Genomic DNA, 19,929 nt, shown 5'->3' on the forward strand with positions numbered 1-19,929 from the left:
ACATCATGCTCTATCTCTTTGACTTGGACGGCGTCAGGTCGTCACGGCCTTGCCGTTCACCGGCTTTTCCCCTTCCGTCGCGGCTTGCGGGCGCAACTTGAACAGGATCAGCAGCGGCGCGGCGATGAAGATCGACGAGTAGGTGCCGAACACCACGCCGAACAGCATCGCCAGCGTGAAGGAGCGGATGACCTCGCCGCCGAAAAGCACCAGCGCCAGCAGCGCCAGGATGGTCGTGACCGAGGTCAGCGTGGTTCTCGACAGCGTCTCGTTGATGGCGTTGTTCAAGAGCTGCGGCAGCGGCATCTTCTTGTATTTTCGCAGATCCTCGCGGACGCGGTCATAGACCACGATCGTGTCGTTCAGCGAGTAGCCTATGATGGTCAGGATCGCCGCCAGCGACGACTGGTTGAACTCCAGTCCTGTCAGGACGAAGAAGCCGATCGTCATCACGACGTCGTGCACCGTGGCGATGATGGCGCCGACCGCGAACTGCCATTCGAAACGGAACCAGACATAGAGCAGGATGCCGACCAGCGCGATCAGCATGGCGATCGTGCCCTGCTTGGCGAGTTCGCCCGAAACCGTCGGACCCACCACTTCGACGCGGCGGAAATCATACTGGTCCTGCAACTCGCCCCGCACCTTGTCGATGACGGTCTGCTCGGCATTCTCGCCGGCGTCCTGCGTGCCGACGCGGATCAGCACGTCGTTCGGCGCGCCGAACTGCTGCACCTGGATCTCGCCGATGTTGAGCTCGGACAGCCTGTTGCGGATGTCGCCGAGATTGGCGTCGCCCTGCTTGGACTGCACCTCGATCATCGAGCCGCCCTTGAAGTCGATACCGTAATTGATGTCGATGGTCAGGAACCCGACGACCGACAGGATCGACAGCAGGCTGGACAGAGCGAACGTCCAGCGGCGGATGCCCATGAACGGTATCTTGGTGCCCGGCGGAATGAACGTGACCGGCGCGCGCGGCAATTCCTTCGGGCGGGCGCGGCGCAGCCAGATCGACACCAGCATGCGGGTGAAGGTGAAGGCGGTGAAGACCGTGGTCAGGATGCCGATCGCGTAGGTGATCGCAAAACCCTTGACCGGTCCAGTGCCCAGCCAAAACAGCACCACGGTCGCGATCAGCGAGGTGACGTTGGAGTCCACGATCGTCGCCAGCGCCTTGGAGAAGCCGGTATCGATCGACTGAATCACCGAGCGGCCATTTCGTCGCTCCTCGCGGATTCGTTCATAGATCAGAACGTTGGAGTCCACCGCCATGCCGATGGTGAGCACGATACCGGCGATACCGGGCAGAGTGAGCGTGGCGCCGAGCAGCGACAGCAGCGCCACGATCATCGCCACGTGGACGGCCAGCGCGATGTTGGCGAGGAAGCCGAGAAAGCCGTAGGCGACGAACATGAAGGCGACGACGAGGATCGAGCCGATCAAGCCGGCGACCTTGCCGGCATGGATCGAATCCTGGCCGAGGCCCGGACCGACGGTGCGCTCTTCGATCACGGTCAGCGTCGCCGGCAGCGCGCCGGCACGCAGCAGCACGGCAAGGTCGTTGGCGCTCTGCGGCGTGAAATTGCCGGAAATCTGGCCGGTGCCGCCGAGGATCGGCTCGCGGATCTGCGGCGCCGAAATCACCTGGTTGTCGAGAATGATGGCAAACAGCTTGTCGACATTCTGCGCCGTGGCCTGGCCGAAACGGGTCGCGCCCTTGGAATCGAAGCGGAAGGAAACGACGGGCTCGTTGGTCTGCGAATTATAGGTCGCCTGCGCGTCGACCAAGTTTTCGCCGGAAACGATGACGCGGTTCTCGATGAGATACGGAACCGGCGGATCGTCCTGCGAATAAAGCACCGTCGAGCCGGCCGGCGGGCGACCCTTCAACGCGTCCTGCACCGGCATCGACTGGTCGACCATTTGGAAGGTCAGCTTCGCGGTCTGGCCAAGGATTTCCTTCAGCCGCTGCGGATCCTGCAGGCCCGGCACCTGCACCAGGATGCGGTCATCGCCCTGGCGCTGCACGATCGGCTCGGTGGTGCCGAGCTCGTTGACGCGCCGCTCGACCACTTCGATCGACTGCGTCAGCGCCGTCGAGGTGCGGTATTTGAGGCCGGCGTCGGTAACCGTGAATTTGAGCAGGCCCGGCTCGGATTCATCCAGCGCCATCTCCTGGATGGAACCGCCGCTGAACAGGCCGGCGGCCACCGGATCGGTCAGCGGCTTCAGAACCTTCTTGGCCTGGTCGAGCTGCGTCGGGTCGGTGATGCGAACCTGCACGGTGCGCCCCGAACCGGAAAGCCCGGTGTAGTTGATCTTCGGGTTGGCGTCGCGCAGCAGCGTCCTGATCTCGTCGCGCGTCGTCTCCATCCTGTCCTTGATCAGGTCGTTCTGATTCATTTCGAGCAGAATGTGCGAACCGCCCTGAAGGTCGAGGCCGAGCGTCATCTGCCGCTTCGGCACCCAGCTCGGCAGTTGCGCCAGCATGCTTGCCGGGAAAAGGTTGGGCGCGGCGAGGATCACTGTGATGGCCACGGCGAGCCAGATCAGGATCATCTTCAGGCGCGAGAAATAGAGCATTCGTTCTTATCCGTTCAGGCGTACGAGCGGCAGCGTCCCGCCATCGGCTCGGTTGTCGTCTATCGTCGTCATTTCAACCACGCCGGCCCTATCGTGCTTCCTCGACGATTGTCAATCGCGCCGGCAGCGCGCCGGTGCGGAACAGCAAGGCAAGTTCCTTGGCGCTTTCGATCGTGAAATTGCCTGATATCTGCCCGGTGCCATGCTCGATCGGCTCGCGGATGATCGGCGCTGAAATCACCTGATCGTCCAAAATCACCGCGAATGGCTTGCCGATATTCCGCGTGGTTGCCCACTTGAAACGTTCCGTACCCCTGGAATCGAGCCGGAATGCGACGACAGGTTCGCTGCTCGACGAATTGGTCGTCGCTTGCGCATCGACTACACTTTTGCCCGCCACGATCACACGATCTTCGACGAGGTAAGAAACCGGCGGATCATCGAGTGAATAGAGCACCGACGAGCCCGCAGGCGGACTGGCGTTGACGGCATCGTTCACCGGCATCGATGTGTCGACCAGCCGGAAACTCAGACGGCCGGGCCGGGCAAGTATTTTTCCCACCCCCAGCAAATCCACGGCGCCCGGCGCCTGAACCAATATGCCGTCTTCGTCTGTCTGCTGGGCCAGCGCGCCGGCAACGCCAAGATCCTGCAGGCGATTTTTGATGACCTCGATCGATTGCCTGAGCGCGATGGACGTTCGGGATTTCAAGCCGGCATCCGTCATCGTGAACTTCAGCAAGCCGGGTTGGCTTTCGTCCAGCACCATTTCCTGGACACCGGCGACAGGGTCGGTCAACGTCTTGAGTGCCGACTTGGCGGCATCGACCTGACTGCCATCGACGATGCGCACCTGCACCGTCTGGCTCGATGCGACAAGGCCATCGTAGTCGATCTTCGGTTGAGCATCGCGCAGCAGCGTCCTGATCTCATCGCGCACCGCCGCCATGCGTTCGTTGACCAGATAGGCCACGTCAACACGAAGCAGAATGTGCGGATCGGCGGCGAAAGCATGCGACGCGCCGAAGATCATCGAGACCAGGGCAAACCCGATCAACATGACCTTCAGGCGCGAAAGATGGACCATATGTTGCCGTTCGTCGGAGCCCTGCCCGCGGCCATTGCCGCCGGCTTCGCTTACTTCTTGGCGTTCTGGTTCGCCACCGGCTCGCCCTTGACGCGCACGTCCGAGATCGTCGAACGCAGCGCCGTCACCTTTGTGCCGCCAAGGTCGATCTCCAGCTCATTGTCGTCGATCACCTTGGTCACTTTGCCGACGAAGCCGCCGCCGGTCACCACCGTATCGCCGCGGCGCACCGCCGACAGCATTTCCTGACGCTTCTTCAGCTGCGCGCGCTGCGGCCGGATGATCAGAAAATACATGATCACGAAAATCAGGACAAACGGCAAAATCGAGATGAACATGTCTGGCGAGGCGCCGATGCCTTGGGCGTATGCCGGTGTAACGAACATCAAGAAACTCCTGGATGGTGAAATACCGCCGGGGCGGACCCGCGAAAATTTGGCCGGAATATAGTCGCTAAAGCTGCCAATGCAACTGCGCAGCAAGCCCAATCCGTTGCTTTTCCAGCCGTTTGCGACGTGCTAGAGCGTCGCAGCGGAAGCGGCTTCGAGGCCACCGAAAAGATCATGCTCCAACAAAAGCTTGGGCGTGGTTCTTGCAGCGATGTCATGGATGCTGCACCCACATGCTGAAATGCCTTAACAAAAAGACCCAAATGACCGACAGCCTGGACGCCTTGAACAAGAAGCTCGACCGCCTGATCGAAGCGGTTTCCCGCCTCGCCGCGCCGCCCGTCCCGGAGACCGATCTTAGCGTCGCCGACTGCTTCGTCTGGCAGGCCGAGCCCGGGGTCCTGGAACCGGTACGCAAGGTCAACCGCGTCGACATCGGCCTGATCCGCGGCGTCGACCGGGTGCGCGACATCCTGCTCGACAACACCGAACGCTTCGCGTCCGGCTTCGCCGCCAACAATGTGCTGCTGTGGGGCGCGCGCGGCATGGGCAAGTCGTCGCTGGTCAAGGCCGTGCACGCCGCGGTCAATGCGTCGGACAAGCTCGACCGACCGCTGAAGCTGATCGAGATCCACCGCGAGGACATCGACACGCTGCCCAGGTTGATGGGCCTGTTGAAGGCGGCCCCCTACCGCTTCATGCTTTTCTGCGACGACCTCTCCTTCGACCATGACGACACCTCGTACAAATCGCTGAAGGCGGCGCTCGAAGGCGGCGTCGAGGGCCGGCCCGCCAACGTCATCTTCTACGCCACGTCTAACCGGCGTCACCTGTTGCCGCGCGACATGATCGACAATGAGCGCTCGACCGCCATCAATCCGTCGGAAGCGGTCGAGGAAAAGGTCTCGCTTTCCGACCGTTTCGGCCTCTGGCTCGGCTTCCACAAATGTTCGCAGGACGAATATCTCGACATGATCGACGGCTATGTCCGCTATCATGAGCTGACCATCGACCCCGACCATCTGCGCGCCGAGGCGCTGGAATGGGCGACCACGCGCGGCAGCCGTTCCGGCCGCGTCGCCTGGCAGTTCACGCAGGACCTGGCCGGTCGCCTCGGCAAGCCGTTGAAGGATTGAACTCAATCCCAACGGAAAAAGCCCGCTCCTGTGGAGCGGGCTGAAGACGGCGGGTCGGACTGGAGGTCAGACGGCCCGCAAAAGGCTCTTGTTCTATTCGAGATAGCCGGTCGGATCGACCGGGGCCGAGTTCTTGCGCACTTCAAAGTGCAGCTTGGGCGAGTCGGTGGTGCCGCTCATGCCGGACAGCGCGATCTCCTGGCCGCGCTTGACCTTCTGGCCGCGCTGCACCTCGATTGAGCTTGCGTGGCCGTAGACGGTGACCAGTCCGTTCTCATGCCGCACCAGCACGGTGTTGCCGAATTCCTTGAGGCCGTCGCCGGCATAGATGACGACGCCGTTCTCGGCCGCCTTGATCGGCGTTCCCTCCGGCACCGCGATGTCGACGCCGTCCTTGCCGGAGCCGAAGCCGGAGATGACGCGGCCGCGCACCGGCCAGCGCATCTTGCCGATGCCGGTCGCATCGGGCGCCTCGGCATTGTCGTCCTCGGCCTGCTGAATGACCTTGACGTCCTTCTTCGGCGGCGTGTAGGAGGCGAGCGTCTCGGTGGTCTTGGCCGCCGGCGGCGTCGTTGCCGTCGTCACCGGATCGATCGCTGGCTTGGCGGCCGCGGGCTTGGCGGCTGCCACCTGAACGGTGCCGCCGGCCGGAACCTTGAGCGTCTGGCCGATCTTGAGCAGGCCGTCCTTCATGCCGTTGGCCTGCTTAAGCGCCGTGGTGCCGACGCCGGTCTTCCTCGCGATCGACGACAGCGAGTCGCCCTGCTGGACGGTATAGGTGCCCCCGGCGCCAGCCGGCTTCGCCTCGGCAACCTGCGACGTGCGCTTGGGATTCTTGGAACCCGTGGCGGCTGCCGACGTGTCGACCTGGGCGGCCGCTTTGCCGTCCTTGACCTTCGGCTGCTGCGGCAGCACGGCGACCTTTTCCGGAGCAGGCTGCTTCGGTGCGTTCGCCGGCTTGCCTTCGGCGACCTTCGACTCCGCCTTGCTCGAGTAGGCATAGGCGGGGATGACGATCTTCTGGCCGGAGCGGATGCCCTTCTTCGGGTCGATCCCGTTGACCTTGGCTATGGCGTCGGCCGGCACGTGGTAATGCGCCGCCAGGCCCGAAAGCGTCTCGCCGTCCCGGACCACGATCTCGGTCGCATGCGGCGTGGCACTGGCGTTGCGGACCGCGTCAGGCTCGGCGGTCTTGAACGGCTTTGCCGGCGCAACCGTGCCGGTTGCCGTCCTGTCGAGATGCGGCGCGGGCGCAAGCGCCGGAGCGGGTGCCGAAGCGGTGCGCATCGGCTTGGCCGCAGCCGGCGCCGACGGAGGCGGCAACTGCTGCGCCGTGACCGGCTCGAGGCTGGAACGGCTGACCGACTGGGTGTGCGCGCCGTCGACCGGCGCAGGTGCCACCGTGTCACCCGGATAGGGCTGGTCGGCATTCTGCTTGTTGATGATGGCGCGCTGATTGTTGGTGGATGACGTGAAGACATCATCGACCCCGTTGAAGCGCATCGACTGGGAACTGCACCCGGCCGCCGCGCCGGCAATCATGAGGACGGCGCAACCGCGCGCCAGATTGCGTCTGTTTGCTTTCAAGTGATTGAATTGCATCGCACTAACCCGCACAGACCCGGTACAAACTGGCCCTAATTAAAGCGCGTTAATGTTACTGGCCGGTTAACTCATTAGAATCCGACGAAAATTTTCTTAAAGCATTGGCGGAAATTTTGGCGAAGGCGTTGAGGCCCGCTAAATCACCGCCGCGACGCTGCGCAGTATCGGCTGCAGCCTGACCATGCCGATGTCCTCGCGCTCGAAACGGCTGCCGACCTTGGTGAGCTTGGCCAGCACCTGCTCGCCCTCCTCCGGGCCGATCGGCGCGATGACGATACCGCCGCTCGACAGTTGGTCGAGCAGGAAGCGCGGCAGGCTGTCGAAGGCGGCCCAGGCGACGATGCGGTCGAACGGCCCTTCATTGGGCAGGCCGTTGGAACCGTCGGCCTGGCGGGCGATGATGTTGCTGATGGCGAGCGCCTCGAAGCGCTGCTTTGCCTGCTCGGTGAGCGTCTTGTAACGGTCGATGGTGATGATGCGCGCAGCAAGCCGCGACATGACCGCGGCCGTGTAGCCCGAGCCGGTGCCGATCTCGAGCACGCGGTTGCCCGGCTCGATATGAAGCGCGGCGATCACCGCCGCCTGCAGATCGGCGCCCTCGATCGCCTCGCCGCATTCGATCGGCAGCATGCCGTCCGACCAGGCGATCGCGTGGAACTGGGCCGACAAGAAGCCGCGCCGCGGCGTCGCCTCGAAAGCGGCGACCAACGGCTTCGGCGCCGTCCCCCTGCCCCGCAGCCTGAGCAGGAAAGCGGCAAACCCCTCGCGGTCGTCGAGGCCCGTATTCATGCCAATGCCTTGGTCAGTTGGTCGCGGAGTTCATGGGCGGTGAGGTCGAGCTGCAGCGGCGTCACCGAAACCAGCCGGTTGCGCATTGCGTGGAGGTCGGTGCCCTTCTTGCCCTCGACCGGCTCGCGGCCGAAGCGCAGCCAATAGTAAGGCAGGCCGCGCCCGTCGCGGCGTTCGTCGACCCACAGGCTGTGCACCAGCTTGCCTTGCGAGGTGACGACGGTGCCCTCGACTTCGTCGGGCGCACAGTTGGGGAAATTGACGTTGAGCAGCACGCCTTCCGGTAACGGCGTTTCCACCAGCCTCTTCAACAACGCAGGCGCCAGCGTCTCGGTCGTCTCATAAGGAACGACACGGTCCTCGCCGACATAGGAATAGGCCTGGCTCACCGCGATCGAGCGCACGCCGAGCAGCGCGCCCTCCATGGCGCCCGCCACGGTGCCGGAATAGGTCACGTCGTCGGCGATGTTGGCGCCGGAATTGACACCGGACAGGATGAGGTCCGGCGGTCCGGGCAGGATCTTTTTCGTGCCCATGATGACGCAGTCGGTCGGCGTGCCGCGCACGGCATAATGCTTCTCGCCGATCTTGCGCAGCCGGAGCGGTTCCGAAATCGACAGCGAATGCGCGTAGCCGGACTGGTCCTGCTCCGGCGCGACCACCCAGACATCGTCCGACAGCGTGCGGGCGATGCGTTCGAGCGACGCCAGCCCCTCGGCATGGATGCCGTCGTCATTGGTCAGCAGGATGCGCATGGATTCACTTCGGACCGATCTTGACCAGACCACCCATGTAAGGCCGCAGCACTTCAGGAATGGTTACGCTGCCGTCTTCATTCTGGTAGTTTTCGATGACGGCAATAAGAGCGCGGCCGACCGCCGTGCCGGAGCCATTGAGCGTGTGGACGAAGCGGTTGCCCTTGCCGTCCTTGTCCTTGTAGCGGGCATCCATGCGTCTGGCCTGGAAATCGCCACAGACCGAGCAGGACGAGATCTCGCGATAGGCGTTCTGGCCGGGCAGCCAGACCTCGATATCGTAGGTCTTGCGCGCGCCGAAACCCATGTCGCCGGTGCAGAGCGTGACCGTGCGGAACGGCAGGCCAAGCCGCTTCAGAACCTCCTCGGCGCATTGCGTCATGCGCTCATGCTCGGCGAGCGAGCTTTCCTGGTCGGTGACCGACACCAGCTCGACCTTGTAAAACTGGTGCTGGCGCAGCATGCCGCGCGTGTCGCGGCCGGCCGAACCCGCTTCCGAGCGGAAGCACGGCGTCAGCGCCGTGTAGCGCAACGGCAGTTTTTCGTGGGCCGTGATCTCTTCGCGCACGAGGTTGGTGAGCGGCACTTCGGCGGTCGGGATCAGGCCGAGCCGCCCATCGCCATGCGGCGTGAAGAACAGGTCTTCCTCGAACTTCGGCAGTTGGTTGGTGCCGAACAGCACCTCGTCGCGCACCATCAGGGGCGGGATGACCTCTTCATAGCCGTGCTCGGTCGTGTGCAGGTCGAGCATGAACTGGCCAAGCGCCCGCTCCAGGCGCGCCAATTGGCTTTTCAGCACTGTAAAGCGCGCGCCGGACAGTTTTGCCGCCCGCTCGAAATCCATCATGCCGAGCGCTTCGCCGACCTCGAAATGCTCCTTCACCCAGTTCGGACGCGTCGGCACCTCGCCGACGATGCGCTTGACGACATTGTCGTGCTCGTCCTTGCCGACCGGCACATCCTCCAGCGGGACGTTGGGAAGCACCGCAAGCGCGTCGCTCAGCGCCTTGTCGAGCTCGCGCTCGCGCGCCTCGCCGTTCTGGATGAACGCCTTGATATCGCTGACTTCGCTCTTGAGCTTTTCAGCAAGCGCCGCATCGCCCGAGCGCATGGCATTGCCGATCTCCTTCGAGGCGGCGTTGCGGCGCTCCTGCTTGACCTGCAACTCCGTCAGATGTTCGCGCCGCGCCTCGTCCCCGGCGACCAGATCGTCGACCGTGGACTGCGCCTCGCCCGCCGACCACGAGCGCTTCATCAGCGCCTCGACAAGGGCCTTCGGGTTGTCGCGAATCCATTTGATATCAAGCATGGTCGATCCTCAAGGTAAGGATCGTGGGCGTAAACCGCATCCGTCATCGATGCAAGACGGCGGCCGAGCCGACCGCCGCGATTTTCCCGGCCTGAGCGGCTCTGCCTAGGTCGAGGAGGCGTCCGGCGTGTTGCTCGAGACCGAGCTGTTCTCCGCCTCTTGCTGCTGCTCGCGCGCCAGACGATCGCGCGCCTGGCTGCGCTCGATCATGCGCGAAGACCAGATGGCGACTTCGTAGAGGATGATCGTCGGGATCGCGAGGCCGCACTGGCTCATCGGGTCGGGCGGCGTCAGCACAGCGGCGACGACGAAGGAAAGCACGATCGCCCATTTGCGCTTCTCGGCCAGCGCCTGCGACGACAATATGCCGACGCGCGTCAAAAGGCTGGTCACCACCGGCAGCTGGAACACCAGGCCGAAGGAGAAGATCAGCGTCATGATCAGGCTGAGATATTCCGACACCTTCGGCAGCAGCGAAATTTGCACCTGGTCGTTGGTGCCGGCTTGCTGCATGGCCAGGAAGAACCACATCACCATCGGGGTGAAGAAGAAATAGACCAGCGAGGCGCCCATCAGGAACAGGATGGGCGACGCGATCAGGAACGGCAGGAAGGCGTTGCGCTCGTTCTTGTAGAGGCCGGGCGCGATGAACTTGTAGATCTGCGTGGCGATCAACGGAAAGGCGATCACCATGCCGCCGAACATGGCGAGCTTCACCTGGGTGAAGAAGAACTCCTGCGGCGCGGTATAGATCAGCTCGACCTTGTGCGGGTCGAGCCCGGCCCATTGCGTCGCCCATTTGAACGGGATGACGAGAAGGTTGAACAGGCGCTTGGCGAAAAAGAAGCAGACCAGGAAGGCGATGAAGAAACCGCCCAGCGACCAGATCAGGCGGCGGCGCAGCTCGATCAGATGTTCGATCAGCGGCGCGGACGATTTCTCGATTTCTTCCTTCTCCTTGTCCGAAACGCTCACTTGGTGTCGCCCGCCATCTTCTTGCTGTCGGTTGCCTTCTTCGCGGCCGGCTTCTTCGTAGCGGCAGGCTTTGCCTCAGCCTTGGGCGCGGCCTTCCTGGCGGGCGCGGCGGCTTTCGCGGGAGCCGGCGCGGATTTGGCCGGCGCCTTTGCAGTCGATGCCTGCGACGCCGCTGCCGTCTTCGCAGTGCCACCAGCCGTCTTTGCCCTGACGGTCGCCCTTTTCGCCGGCTGGGCCGGCACGGCGGCGGTAACCGGTGCGGTGACGGAGGCGTCGGTCATGGCCGGGAAGATCGGCGCTGCCGGAGCGACCTCGGCGCCGTTGCCACCGGGCATATCCGTGGCGCCATTTTTCAGCGGCTCGGCGGCTTGCGGCGTCTCCGCGGCCGGCGCCGTCGGATCGGCGGCCGGCTTGGGCTTCATCATCGTATCGACGCCGGCGCGCACATCGGCCGCTGCCTGTTCGAACGGATTGAGCTGCTTGCGCACCTCGTTCAATGGATTGAGGCCCCGAAGACTGTCGATCGAACTCTTCACGTCGTCGAGTTCGGCTTCCTTGAGCGCCTCGTTGAACTGCTTCTGGAAGTCGCCGGCCATGGCCCGCAATTTCGCTGCGGTGCGGCCGAAGGTGCGCAGCATGTTGGGCAAATCCTTCGGCCCGACGACCACGATCATGACGACCGCGATCACCAGCAGTTCGCTCCAGCCGACTTCAAACATGGCAATCTATTCCAACGAGAGCTGTTCCAACGAGAGCCTGGAGCTCAGCTCTTGCTGACCTTTTCCTTGCCCGGCGAAACGGTCTCGTCGGCACGATGCTCGACGGTACGCTTATCGTCGGCGTCGTCGTCTGCCATGCCCTTCTTGAAGCTCTTGATGCCCTTGGCCATGTCGCCCATCAGTTCCGGGATCTTGCCGCGGCCGAACACCAGAAGCACGATGACCAGCACGATCATCCAGTGCCAAATCGAAAATGAACCCATTGCCAATCTCTCTCGAATGTTTTCCCTGGCGATGATCTATGCGTTTTCGCACGGGGATTCAAACACAACCGCCACGAAGTTGATAAAATGGCTAGCGGATGTCACGCACTTTCGGCGTGACCGGCTTGCTACCAATCCGCGCAGCCTCTGCTAATAGACCATTCGCGGCGATTTGATGATCATTCGTCGGTGACGCGCGGCGTCAGCAGCCCGAGTTCCTCGAGGTCGATATCGGTCAGCGCGTCCTCGTCCTCGGTCAGCGCGTCGGGGTCAGCCGGCGGCACCGGCATCGAGAAGTTGGAAGGCATGCGCGTCGAGAGCAGCCCCGCGCCCTTCAACTCTTCCATGCCGGGTAGGTCACGGATTTCCTCCAGCGCGAAATGATCGAGGAAAGCGTCCGTCGTGCCATAGGTCACCGGCCGCCCAGGCGTGCGGCGGCGGCCGCGCATCCTGACCCATTCCGTTTCCAGCAGCGTGTCCAGCGTACCCTTCGACGTCTCCACGCCTCTGATGTCTTCGATTTCGGCGCGCGTGACCGGCTGGTGATAGGCAATGATCGCCAGCACTTCGAGCGCCGCGCGCGAAAGCTTCCTTTGCTGGACGGAGTCCCGGCTCATCAGGAAGGCCAGATCGCCGGCGGTGCGGAAGGCCCAGGCCTCGCCGACCCGCACCAGGTTGACGCCGCGCTTGGCATAGATTTCCTGCAGGTCCGCCATTGCGGCGGCGATGTTGACGCCATCGGGCAGGCGCGCGGCGAGCTGCTTTTCGCTCACCGGCTCGGCGCTGGCGAAAATGATCGCCTCGGCCATGCGCACGGCTTCCGATAGTTGCAGCCGCTCGGCGGGGTTCTCGAGCGAACCCTGCTCGGCCATCTCGTCTTCCGGCTCATCCTCGACCTTGAACGGGATGACCGAAGCGTTGGCGCGTTCGCTCATGATACCACCTCGACTGCCCTTAACCCTTGCGCGCGGCCGCGCAGATAGATCGGCGCGAACACCTGATCCTGCCGCAGTTCCAGTTTGCCCTCGCGCACCATTTCGAGCGTCGCGGCGAAGGAACTGGCCATCGCCGTCCGCTTCTCTTCCGGCGCCGCCAGATATTCGATCAGGAAACTGTCGAGCGCCGTCCAGTCGCCGACGTCGCCGATCAGCCTTGCCAGCACCTCACGAGCATCCTTGAGCGACCACACGGCGCGCCGGGCGATCGTCACATTGTTGATCGCCTGCTTCTGGCGCTGCTGCGCATAGGCGGTGAGCAGGTCGTAGAGCGAGGCCGAAAAGCTGTTGCGCTTCTCGATGATGACCATTTCCGGCATTCCGCGCGCGAAGACGTCGCGACCGAGGCGGTTGCGGTTGACCAGTCGCGCCGAGGCGTCGCGCATGGCTTCCAGCCGCTTCAGCCGGAATTGCAGCACCGCCGCCAGTTCCTCGCCGCTTTCGCCCTCTTCGCCGGGCTGTTTCGGGATCAACAGCTTCGACTTCAGGAAGGCAAGCCATGCCGCCATCACCAGATAATCGGCGGCGAGCTCCAATCTGAGTGCCCGCACTTTTTCGATGAAAGCCAGATATTGCTCGGCGAGCGCCAGGATTGAAATGCGCGCCAGATCGACCTTCTGGTTGCGGGCAAGATGCAGCAAAAGATCGAGCGGGCCTTCGAAGCCTGCCACGTCGACGACCAGCGACGGGTCGCCGGTAAGGCGGGAATCGTCGTTCTCGGCCCACAGACGGTCCATCGGTGCGGCCTTCGCGGCCTTCACTTCCAATGTCTCCGCCACTTGCCTTTCGTCCCTTCGGTTCAGACCACCGCTTCGAAATAGGTGGCAAATTCGGCGCGTATCGCGGTTTCGTCGGCGACGTCGCGGTTCTTTATATAGGTCAGCGCCCGCTCCGCGCGTTGCAAGGACTTGCCCGTGAGCGCCGTCGTGCGCGACGCGATCCCCGACATTTCCTCGAAAACGCCGTTGCAGTGAAGGACGAGATCGCAGCCGGCCGCAAGGATCGAGGCCGCCTTTGTCGGGAAATCCCCAGAAAGTGCCTTCATCGAGGTGTCGTCGCTCATCAGCAGCCCGTCGAAACCGATCGCGCCGCGGATCACCTGATCGACGACCTTGGCGGAAGTCGTCGCCGGGTTGTCGGGGTCGACGGCGCTGTAGACGACATGCGCAGTCATCGCCATCGGCAGCGCGTTGAGCGCCTTGAACGGGGCGAAATCATGCCGGCGCAGCTCCTTGAGCGGCGTATCGACGGTCGGCAGCGCGAAATGCGTGTCGGCAAAGGCGCGGCCGTGGCCGGGAATATGCTTCATCACCGGCAGCACGCCGCCGGACATCAAGCCCTCGGCCGAAGCTCGGCCAAGCTCGACCACGGCGTTGGGCTCCTTGCCGTAGGCACGCGCGCCGATGACGTCGCTGGCGCCTTCGACCGGAACGTCGAGCACCGGCAGGCAGTCGGCGGTGATGCCCAGCCTGGAGAGATCGAAGGCGTGCAGCCGCGCCATCAGCCAGGCGGCGCGGCGGCCGGCCTCACGATCCTCGCGCCACAACGCGCCGAGCGCGCCGCCGGCCGGATAGTTCGGCGCCAGCGGTGGACGCAGCCGCTGCACCCTCCCGCCTTCCTGGTCGATGAAGACCGGCGCGTCGGGGCGGCCGACGCAGTCCCGCATCGAGGCAACCAGGTCGCGGATCTGCCCGGCCTCGCCGATATTGCGCGCAAACAGGATGAAGCCCCACGGACGTTCATCGCGATAGAAGCGGATTTCGTCTTCGGTGAGGGATTTCCCGGCGCAGCCGAGGATCATGGATTTTGATTCGCTCATGCACCGAAGCTTAAGGCTTTGGCCGGGCAAAGGGAATCACCCCTGCCCTGCGCGCCGCCAAAGCCCACAACCGTCCACAACGAAAAGCCGGCGCGGCTTTTTCGGCGGCGCCGGCTTTGCGAAGTTGAACTCGGATCAGCGCGACACGAAGCAGTTGCCGCCGGCAGCCTTGTAGCTGGTGCAGAGCGCGATCGCATCGTTGCGCGACTTGGCCGGAACGCGAACCCGGTAGAACGTGCCCTTGCCCGCGACTTCCGCCTTGACGATGCTGGCCGTGCGGCCGGAAAGCACGCTGCCGTAGCGGCGCTGCAGGTCCTGATAGGTCGACTGCGCACTTTCCACCGTCGGCTGCGAGGCAATCTGCATCGACCATGAGCCGCCACCGGCGGCCGACGCCGGGTCGATGGACGCGACCTGGTCCGGCTTGACCTCGCCGACGATATCGACCGGCTGGTCAGACGGACGCGCCGGCGCCACCGGCACCACGGCCGGCGTGTCGGCCGACTGCGCCTTGGCTTCAGTCTTCTTCAAAGGTTTCGCGGGTTTCACTGCCGGCGCAGCGGTCTGGTCCGCCTGGTCCGCATTGTCGGAAGCCACGGTTCCCGTCTGCTGGCCGTCGGAGGCCGGCGCAACATGCTGCGGCGCCGGATCGCTCGGCTCTGCGGCGGCGACCTTCGGCGCGGCCGGAGCCGGGTCTTCGCGCGGCACCAGCGAGCCGTCGGGCTTCACCATCATGGTCTTTACCTTGCGCGGCGCAACGGCAACGACGTCGTTGCTGGCCCCGTTGTCGGCATCCTGCTGCAGCACCTGGGCGATGCGGTCTTCCGACTTGGGCGCCGGCGCAGCCGGCTGTGCGCCATCAGCCGCGGCCGATTGCGCGCTCTCCGGCGCGGCCGGCTGGGCGCTTTCCGGTACCGCCGCTTGCGCGACGCCAGGCAATGCCGTGTCGGGCTTGGCAGCGGCATCGGCGCCAGCCGAGGCGTCGGTATCATTGGGTGAAAGATCGACCACACGGCTCTGCGGCGGTTCCTTCGAGGCCAGGTCGACGGGCTGTTCGGTGGTGTTTACCAGCTTCTGCTGCACCGGCTCGGCGGGCTTGGCCGCGCCACCGCCCTTGGCCACCGCGTCATAAACCTTGTTGTCCTGGTTCGGCACCACCGCGCCGCCCGGATTTTCGGGCTTCACCTTGATCGGCGAATTGTCGGCCTTGACGATCACCGGAGCTTCGCTGCCGCCCTTGCCGCCGAAGGAGAAGGCTAGCGCACCAAGGCCGCCGAGAACCACCACGGCGCCGACCAGCGCCCCGATCATCATGCTGCGACGCCGCGGCTGTGCCGCCTCGCGCTCGGCGAGGCCGGGGATCGCCATCGCCTCTTCAAGCTCGGGATCGTAGTCGAGCTCGTCGGTAGCGAATTCGGCCGTCTGCGAAACCGGCCGGTTGCCGGGCAGATCGTCGGCGTCGTAATCGTTCGCCGCGGCAAACGAAGCCGGGGCGGCTGGAGCCGCCGGAGCCTCGGCACGCAGATCGCGACGGTCATAGCCGTTGAAGCCAGCATCGTGGGATTCTTCATAGCCCCGGCTCTGCGCGGGCACCGATGCAATGTCGGTCGCGTTCATGTCGGTGAGCAGGCTGGCGAACTCCGCATCGAGGTCGTCATAGGCGGTTGCCGCCGGCTGATCCTCCTCGAAGCTGAGCTCCGGAATGTCGAGATCGTCGGCCAGCGCGACGACGCGCTCCGGAACATCGACGGTCTCGACGTCCGGCACGTCGTCATGCTGGGGGGGCTGCGGCGCTGGCATCGGGGCCGGCGCCGGCTTGGCATAGGCGGAATAGTCCGGCGCCGGTTCGCTGCGGTAGGCAGGCGTCGTCATCTGCAGCGACGCTGAAGGCGCTGCCATCTGCACTAGCGCCGCGGGCGCCGGCTGCGCCGCAAACGAAGCTTGCACGGGCGGAGCGGCGGTCGGGGTCGAACGGCCCCACGACCTGGACGGTTCCGCAGGCGTCGAATGCAACCATTCGGACGAATTGGTCGGAGACCTCACCGTAGCGGCAGCCGCCTGCTCGGCCTCGATACTCCGGTCGAAAGCGGCGCCGAAATCGTCGTCGAAATCGACTTCGGGCTCGGTCTTGGCCGAGGCCGCGAAATCCTGGCGATCAAGCTCGCTGGCGAGCAAGTCGTCCAGGCCGTTGTCGACCGGCTCGACGCCCCGGCCATTCTGCGCGGGCTGATCCTCGTCGATATCCCAATCGAGATTGTCGGCGGCGGCCTTCCCGCTCGCGTAACCGGCAGGTTCAGAAACCAGCCGTGGCGCCGCAACAGGCTCCTTGACCACAGGCATCGGCCGCGCGGTCATGGCGCCGAGCAACGCATTGAGCTCGTCTTCCAGGCTGCGCTCGCTGGCGGCCGGCTTTGGCGGCGCGACGACTGCGACCGGCTGAACCGGAGCGGCGACGACGGGGGCTGGCTCGGCCATGGCCGGCTGCACCGCGGCGGGCTCCACGGCCGGAGCTTGAGGTTCCTCGTTCAGCGCATCGCGGAAGCTCAGCTCGAAATCGTCCTCAAGGGTCAGCGCGGAGGTAGGCTCGGGCGCGGCGAACTCAGGCTCGGGCTCGGCGGCGAAATGCTCCGGCGCGGTCGGCGCCTCGACCATCGGCGCCGGCTCGTCGTCGAGCGATAGCTCCGGCTCCTGGTCCTGGCCGAGATTCATATCTTGGCCGATATCCAGATCGACATCGCTTATCGCCTGATCGAAATGATCGGTAAAATCATCTTCGGAGATCAGCGAAGCACCGGCATGGGCTTCGACCGCCTCCGTGGCCTGTTCAGGGTGCTCCGGCTCGTGGTTCTCGAACGACAGCTCGTCTTCGAGCGACATCTGGACCGCATTGTCGAAATCGGCGTCGAACGCCTCTTCGCTGGCGGCCTGCACGGCTTCGACGGCATCCTGACGGGTGTCGACCGGCTCGTGATATTCGGGCGCGGCGGGCTGGTGATGGTCGAGCTGGAAATCCTGATCCAGCGACGCTGCCATCTCCTCGTCGATCGGAAGGTCATCCTCGAGCGCCGAGACATCCAGCGAACTGGCGACCGCCTTGTCGAAATCATCGTCGAAAGCGACTTCCGGCTCGGGAGCGACTTCCGGCTCCGGCACGAAATGCGGCTCGGGTGCAAAATGCTGCTCAGGGGCGAAGTGCGGCTCGGGCGCGACTTGCGGCGCAGCAGTGAAATTCGGCTCTGGCGCGCGCGGCATGGCGAAGTCGGCGTGGTCCGCCGCGTCGTCAAAGACGAAATCCTGCTCGAAGGATGCCGTCAGTTCGTCGTTATTCGCGGCGGCGCTGGCGGCCCCGAAAGCAGGCTCCTGCCTGATCTGATGCACGACAGCCTGCTGCGCGACCGGCTCGCTTTCCTCGACGGAATCGAACTCCCCCATCAACTCCTTCTCGAGGTCGATGTCGAAATCGTCCGCCGCCGGAGCCTGGTTAGCCGGCATGGCTTTCTCGGCCGCGGGGGCCGGCTGTCTGACCGGCTGGCGCGGGTCGAAACCCATGATCCGTGTCAGCTCCGCGAACGGATCATCGTCGGCGATATCGTTGTGGTCGGCTACTTTCAGCGGGGTTCTGTCTGCCATTATTGTTCCCGAACTCGCACACAGTCGGACGCCATGGACGTCGCGCAGGGTTGGCCCTTACCAGCGCAATGTGGGCAAAAGGTGACAGGTTTTTTAGTTAAACCTAACGCATTTCGGTAGGCGCGTCAGCCCCGATCAGCGTCAGGCCGGACGTCAAAACATCCGAAACAGCCTGCACCAGCCCTAGTCTGGCATAGGTTGATTCTCGGTCGTTAACCTTAACAAAACGTAAGTCTTGATTTTCGTGGCCGCGATTCCACTGTGCGTGGAAGCCGGAAGCCAGATCGTAAAGGTAGAAAGCGAGCCGGTGCGGCTCCTGTGTGAGCGCAGCGGATTCGATCAGCCTGGGATATTCAGCTAGCTTGCGGATCAGCGCGATTTCGCTTTCGTCGGTCAGCAACGTCGTCGCAGCCGCAAGCTGGGCGCGGTCAAAACTGACCTCGCCCGTCCGGGCGGTCGCCATCTGGAACACCGAGTGGCAGCGCGCCGAAGCATACTGGACGTAGAACACCGGATTGTCCTTCGACTGCTCCGTAACCTTGGCGAAGTCGAAATCGAGCGGGGCGTCGCTTTTCCGGTAGAGCATCATGAAGCGAACCGCATCGCGCCCGACCTCTTCGATAACGTCACGCAAAGTGACGAAATTTCCTGCCCGTTTGCCCATCCGGACCGGCTCGCCATCTCGAAACAGCTTGACCAGATTGCAAAGCAGAACCGTCAGCTTGATCTTGTCGCCGGCAACCGCGCGCGCCAGCGCCTCCAGCCGCTTCACATAGCCGCCATGATCGGCGCCGAGCACATAGATCAGGTCGACGAAGCCGCGCTCAACCTTGTCCTTGAGATAGGCGACGTCGGCGGCGAAATAGGTGAACGAGCCGTCCGACTTGACTAGCGCCCGGTCCATGTCGTCGCCAACCGCGGTCGAGCGGAACAGGGTCTGCTCGCGGTCCTCCCAGTCGTCCGGTTTCTCGCCCTTCGGCGGCGGCAGCGTGCCCTTGTAGATATGCCCTTTGAGCGTCAAGTCGGCGATCGCCGCTCGGATCTTCCTGGCATTGTCGGCGTGCAGCGTGCGCTCGGAGAAGAACACGTCGTGATGCACGTTGAGCAGCGCCAGATCCTCGCGGATCATCGCCATCATCGCATCGACGGTGCGGTCCTTGACGATCGCCAGCGCCTCGTCTTCCGGCATCTCCAGCAAGCCGAGGCCGAACTCCTCGGCCAGCGCCTGTCCCACTGGGACCAGATAGTCGCCCGGATAGAGACCGGGCGGGATTTCGCCAATGTCTTCGCCAAGCGCCTGACGGTAGCGCAGCAACGCGGAGCGGCCGAGAACATCGATCTGGCCGCCGGCGTCGTTGATGACATATTCCTTGGTTACGTCATAACCAGCGAAGGCCATGAGGTTAGCGAGCGCATCACCGACCACGGCGCCGCGGCAATGCCCGACATGGAGAGGCCCGGTCGGATTGGCCGAGACATATTCGACATTGGCCTTGCGGCCGCCGCCGATCTTGGAGCGCCCGTAGTCGCGTCCTTCGCCGAGAAGCGCCGCCAGATGCACATGCCAGAAGCCGTCCTTCAGCCTGAGATTGACGAAGCCTGGGCCGGCAACGTCGGCCGAAGCAATGTCGGCGTCCGCGCGCAGCACCTCGACCAGCTTTTCCGCCAGGGCGCGCGGATTCTGTCCGGTGGGCTTTGCCAGCACCATCGCCGCATTGGTGGCGAGATCGCCATGGCTGGCGTCGCGCGGCGGCTCGACCGTGATGCGCGACAGGTCGAGCGCAGCCCCTTCCTTGTCCTTCAGGTCAAGGGTTTCGACGGCTTTTACGATCCGCGCGTTGAAATCGGCGAAGATATTCATTGGAAGTGCTC

The 19,929-nt window shown here is 64.1% G+C and carries 16 protein-coding genes; 1 reads left to right on the plus strand and 15 read right to left on the minus strand.

Annotation, left to right across the window (positions count from 1 at the left end):
• Positions 1–33 precede the first annotated feature (33 nt).
• The 3 genes from secDF to yajC form a co-directional block, all read right to left on the minus strand.
• Complete coding sequence (gene secDF, locus DPM33_RS19265) at positions 34–2,586, minus strand: protein translocase subunit SecDF (RefSeq protein WP_112099022.1); 2,553 nt, start codon at positions 2,584–2,586, stop codon at positions 34–36.
• Between the two features lie 88 nt (positions 2,587–2,674).
• Positions 2,675–3,673 (minus strand): SecDF P1 head subdomain-containing protein, encoded by a 999-nt coding sequence (locus tag DPM33_RS19270; RefSeq protein WP_112099023.1) that lies wholly within the window; start codon positions 3,671–3,673, stop codon positions 2,675–2,677.
• A gap of 50 nt (positions 3,674–3,723) precedes the next feature.
• Complete coding sequence (gene yajC / locus DPM33_RS19275) at positions 3,724–4,059, minus strand: preprotein translocase subunit YajC (RefSeq protein WP_112099024.1); 336 nt, start codon at positions 4,057–4,059, stop codon at positions 3,724–3,726.
• 266 nt (positions 4,060–4,325) lie between these two features.
• Between yajC and DPM33_RS19280 the strand changes: the two genes are divergently transcribed.
• The gene (locus tag DPM33_RS19280) at positions 4,326–5,198 is read left to right on the plus strand and encodes an ATP-binding protein (RefSeq protein WP_112099025.1); all 873 of its coding nucleotides are present in this window, start codon (positions 4,326–4,328) and stop codon (positions 5,196–5,198) included.
• A 93-nt stretch (positions 5,199–5,291) separates the two neighbouring features.
• Here DPM33_RS19280 and DPM33_RS19285 read toward each other — a convergent pair whose 3' ends face one another.
• The 12 genes from DPM33_RS19285 to argS all read right to left on the minus strand — a co-directional run bounded on the left by DPM33_RS19285 (position 5,292) and on the right by argS (position 19,918).
• Positions 5,292–6,800 carry a peptidoglycan DD-metalloendopeptidase family protein gene (locus DPM33_RS19285; RefSeq protein WP_112099026.1) on the minus strand — a complete coding sequence of 503 codons (1,509 nt, stop codon included), beginning with the start codon at positions 6,798–6,800 and terminating at the stop codon, positions 5,292–5,294.
• Between the two features lie 138 nt (positions 6,801–6,938).
• Entirely contained in the window at positions 6,939–7,592 is a 654-nt protein-coding gene (locus DPM33_RS19290; RefSeq protein WP_112099027.1) for a protein-L-isoaspartate(D-aspartate) O-methyltransferase, read from the minus strand.
• Positions 7,589–8,347 carry a 5'/3'-nucleotidase SurE gene (gene surE, locus DPM33_RS19295; RefSeq protein ID WP_112099028.1) on the minus strand — a complete coding sequence of 253 codons (759 nt, stop codon included), beginning with the start codon at positions 8,345–8,347 and terminating at the stop codon, positions 7,589–7,591. Before surE ends, DPM33_RS19290 begins: the two co-directional genes overlap by 4 nt.
• A gap of 4 nt (positions 8,348–8,351) precedes the next feature.
• Positions 8,352–9,656, minus strand: coding sequence for a serine--tRNA ligase (gene serS / locus DPM33_RS19300; protein ID WP_112099029.1), 1,305 nt, complete (start codon positions 9,654–9,656; stop codon positions 8,352–8,354).
• A gap of 105 nt (positions 9,657–9,761) precedes the next feature.
• On the minus strand, positions 9,762–10,631 hold the full coding sequence (tatC, locus tag DPM33_RS19305; RefSeq protein WP_112099030.1) for a twin-arginine translocase subunit TatC: 870 nt from the start codon (positions 10,629–10,631) through the stop codon (positions 9,762–9,764).
• Entirely contained in the window at positions 10,628–11,350 is a 723-nt protein-coding gene (gene tatB, locus DPM33_RS19310) for a Sec-independent protein translocase protein TatB (protein WP_112099031.1), read from the minus strand. Before tatB ends, tatC begins: the two co-directional genes overlap by 4 nt.
• Positions 11,351–11,394: 44 nt before the next feature.
• On the minus strand, positions 11,395–11,613 hold the full coding sequence (locus tag DPM33_RS19315) for a twin-arginine translocase TatA/TatE family subunit (protein WP_042644741.1): 219 nt from the start codon (positions 11,611–11,613) through the stop codon (positions 11,395–11,397).
• Between the two features lie 179 nt (positions 11,614–11,792).
• A complete protein-coding gene (scpB, locus tag DPM33_RS19320) occupies positions 11,793–12,548 on the minus strand; it encodes an SMC-Scp complex subunit ScpB (RefSeq protein WP_112099032.1) in 756 nt (251 codons plus the stop codon).
• A complete protein-coding gene (locus DPM33_RS19325) occupies positions 12,545–13,345 on the minus strand; it encodes a segregation and condensation protein A (protein ID WP_112099226.1) in 801 nt (266 codons plus the stop codon). The genes scpB and DPM33_RS19325 overlap by 4 nt, the downstream gene beginning before the upstream one ends.
• A 62-nt stretch (positions 13,346–13,407) precedes the next feature.
• Positions 13,408–14,427: a beta-N-acetylhexosaminidase gene (nagZ, locus tag DPM33_RS19330; RefSeq protein ID WP_112099033.1), complete on the minus strand. Its 1,020-nt coding sequence runs from the start codon at positions 14,425–14,427 to the stop codon at positions 13,408–13,410.
• Between the two features lie 135 nt (positions 14,428–14,562).
• Positions 14,563–18,057 (minus strand): SPOR domain-containing protein, encoded by a 3,495-nt coding sequence (locus tag DPM33_RS19335; protein ID WP_112099034.1) that lies wholly within the window; start codon positions 18,055–18,057, stop codon positions 14,563–14,565.
• Positions 18,058–18,160: 103 nt separating this feature from the next.
• Positions 18,161–19,918 carry an arginine--tRNA ligase gene (gene argS / locus DPM33_RS19340; RefSeq protein ID WP_112099035.1) on the minus strand — a complete coding sequence of 586 codons (1,758 nt, stop codon included), beginning with the start codon at positions 19,916–19,918 and terminating at the stop codon, positions 18,161–18,163.
• Positions 19,919–19,929 lie beyond the last annotated feature (11 nt).

The sequence above is a fragment of the Mesorhizobium hawassense genome, assembly GCF_003289945.1.
GTDB lineage: Bacteria > Pseudomonadota > Alphaproteobacteria > Rhizobiales > Rhizobiaceae > Mesorhizobium > Mesorhizobium hawassense.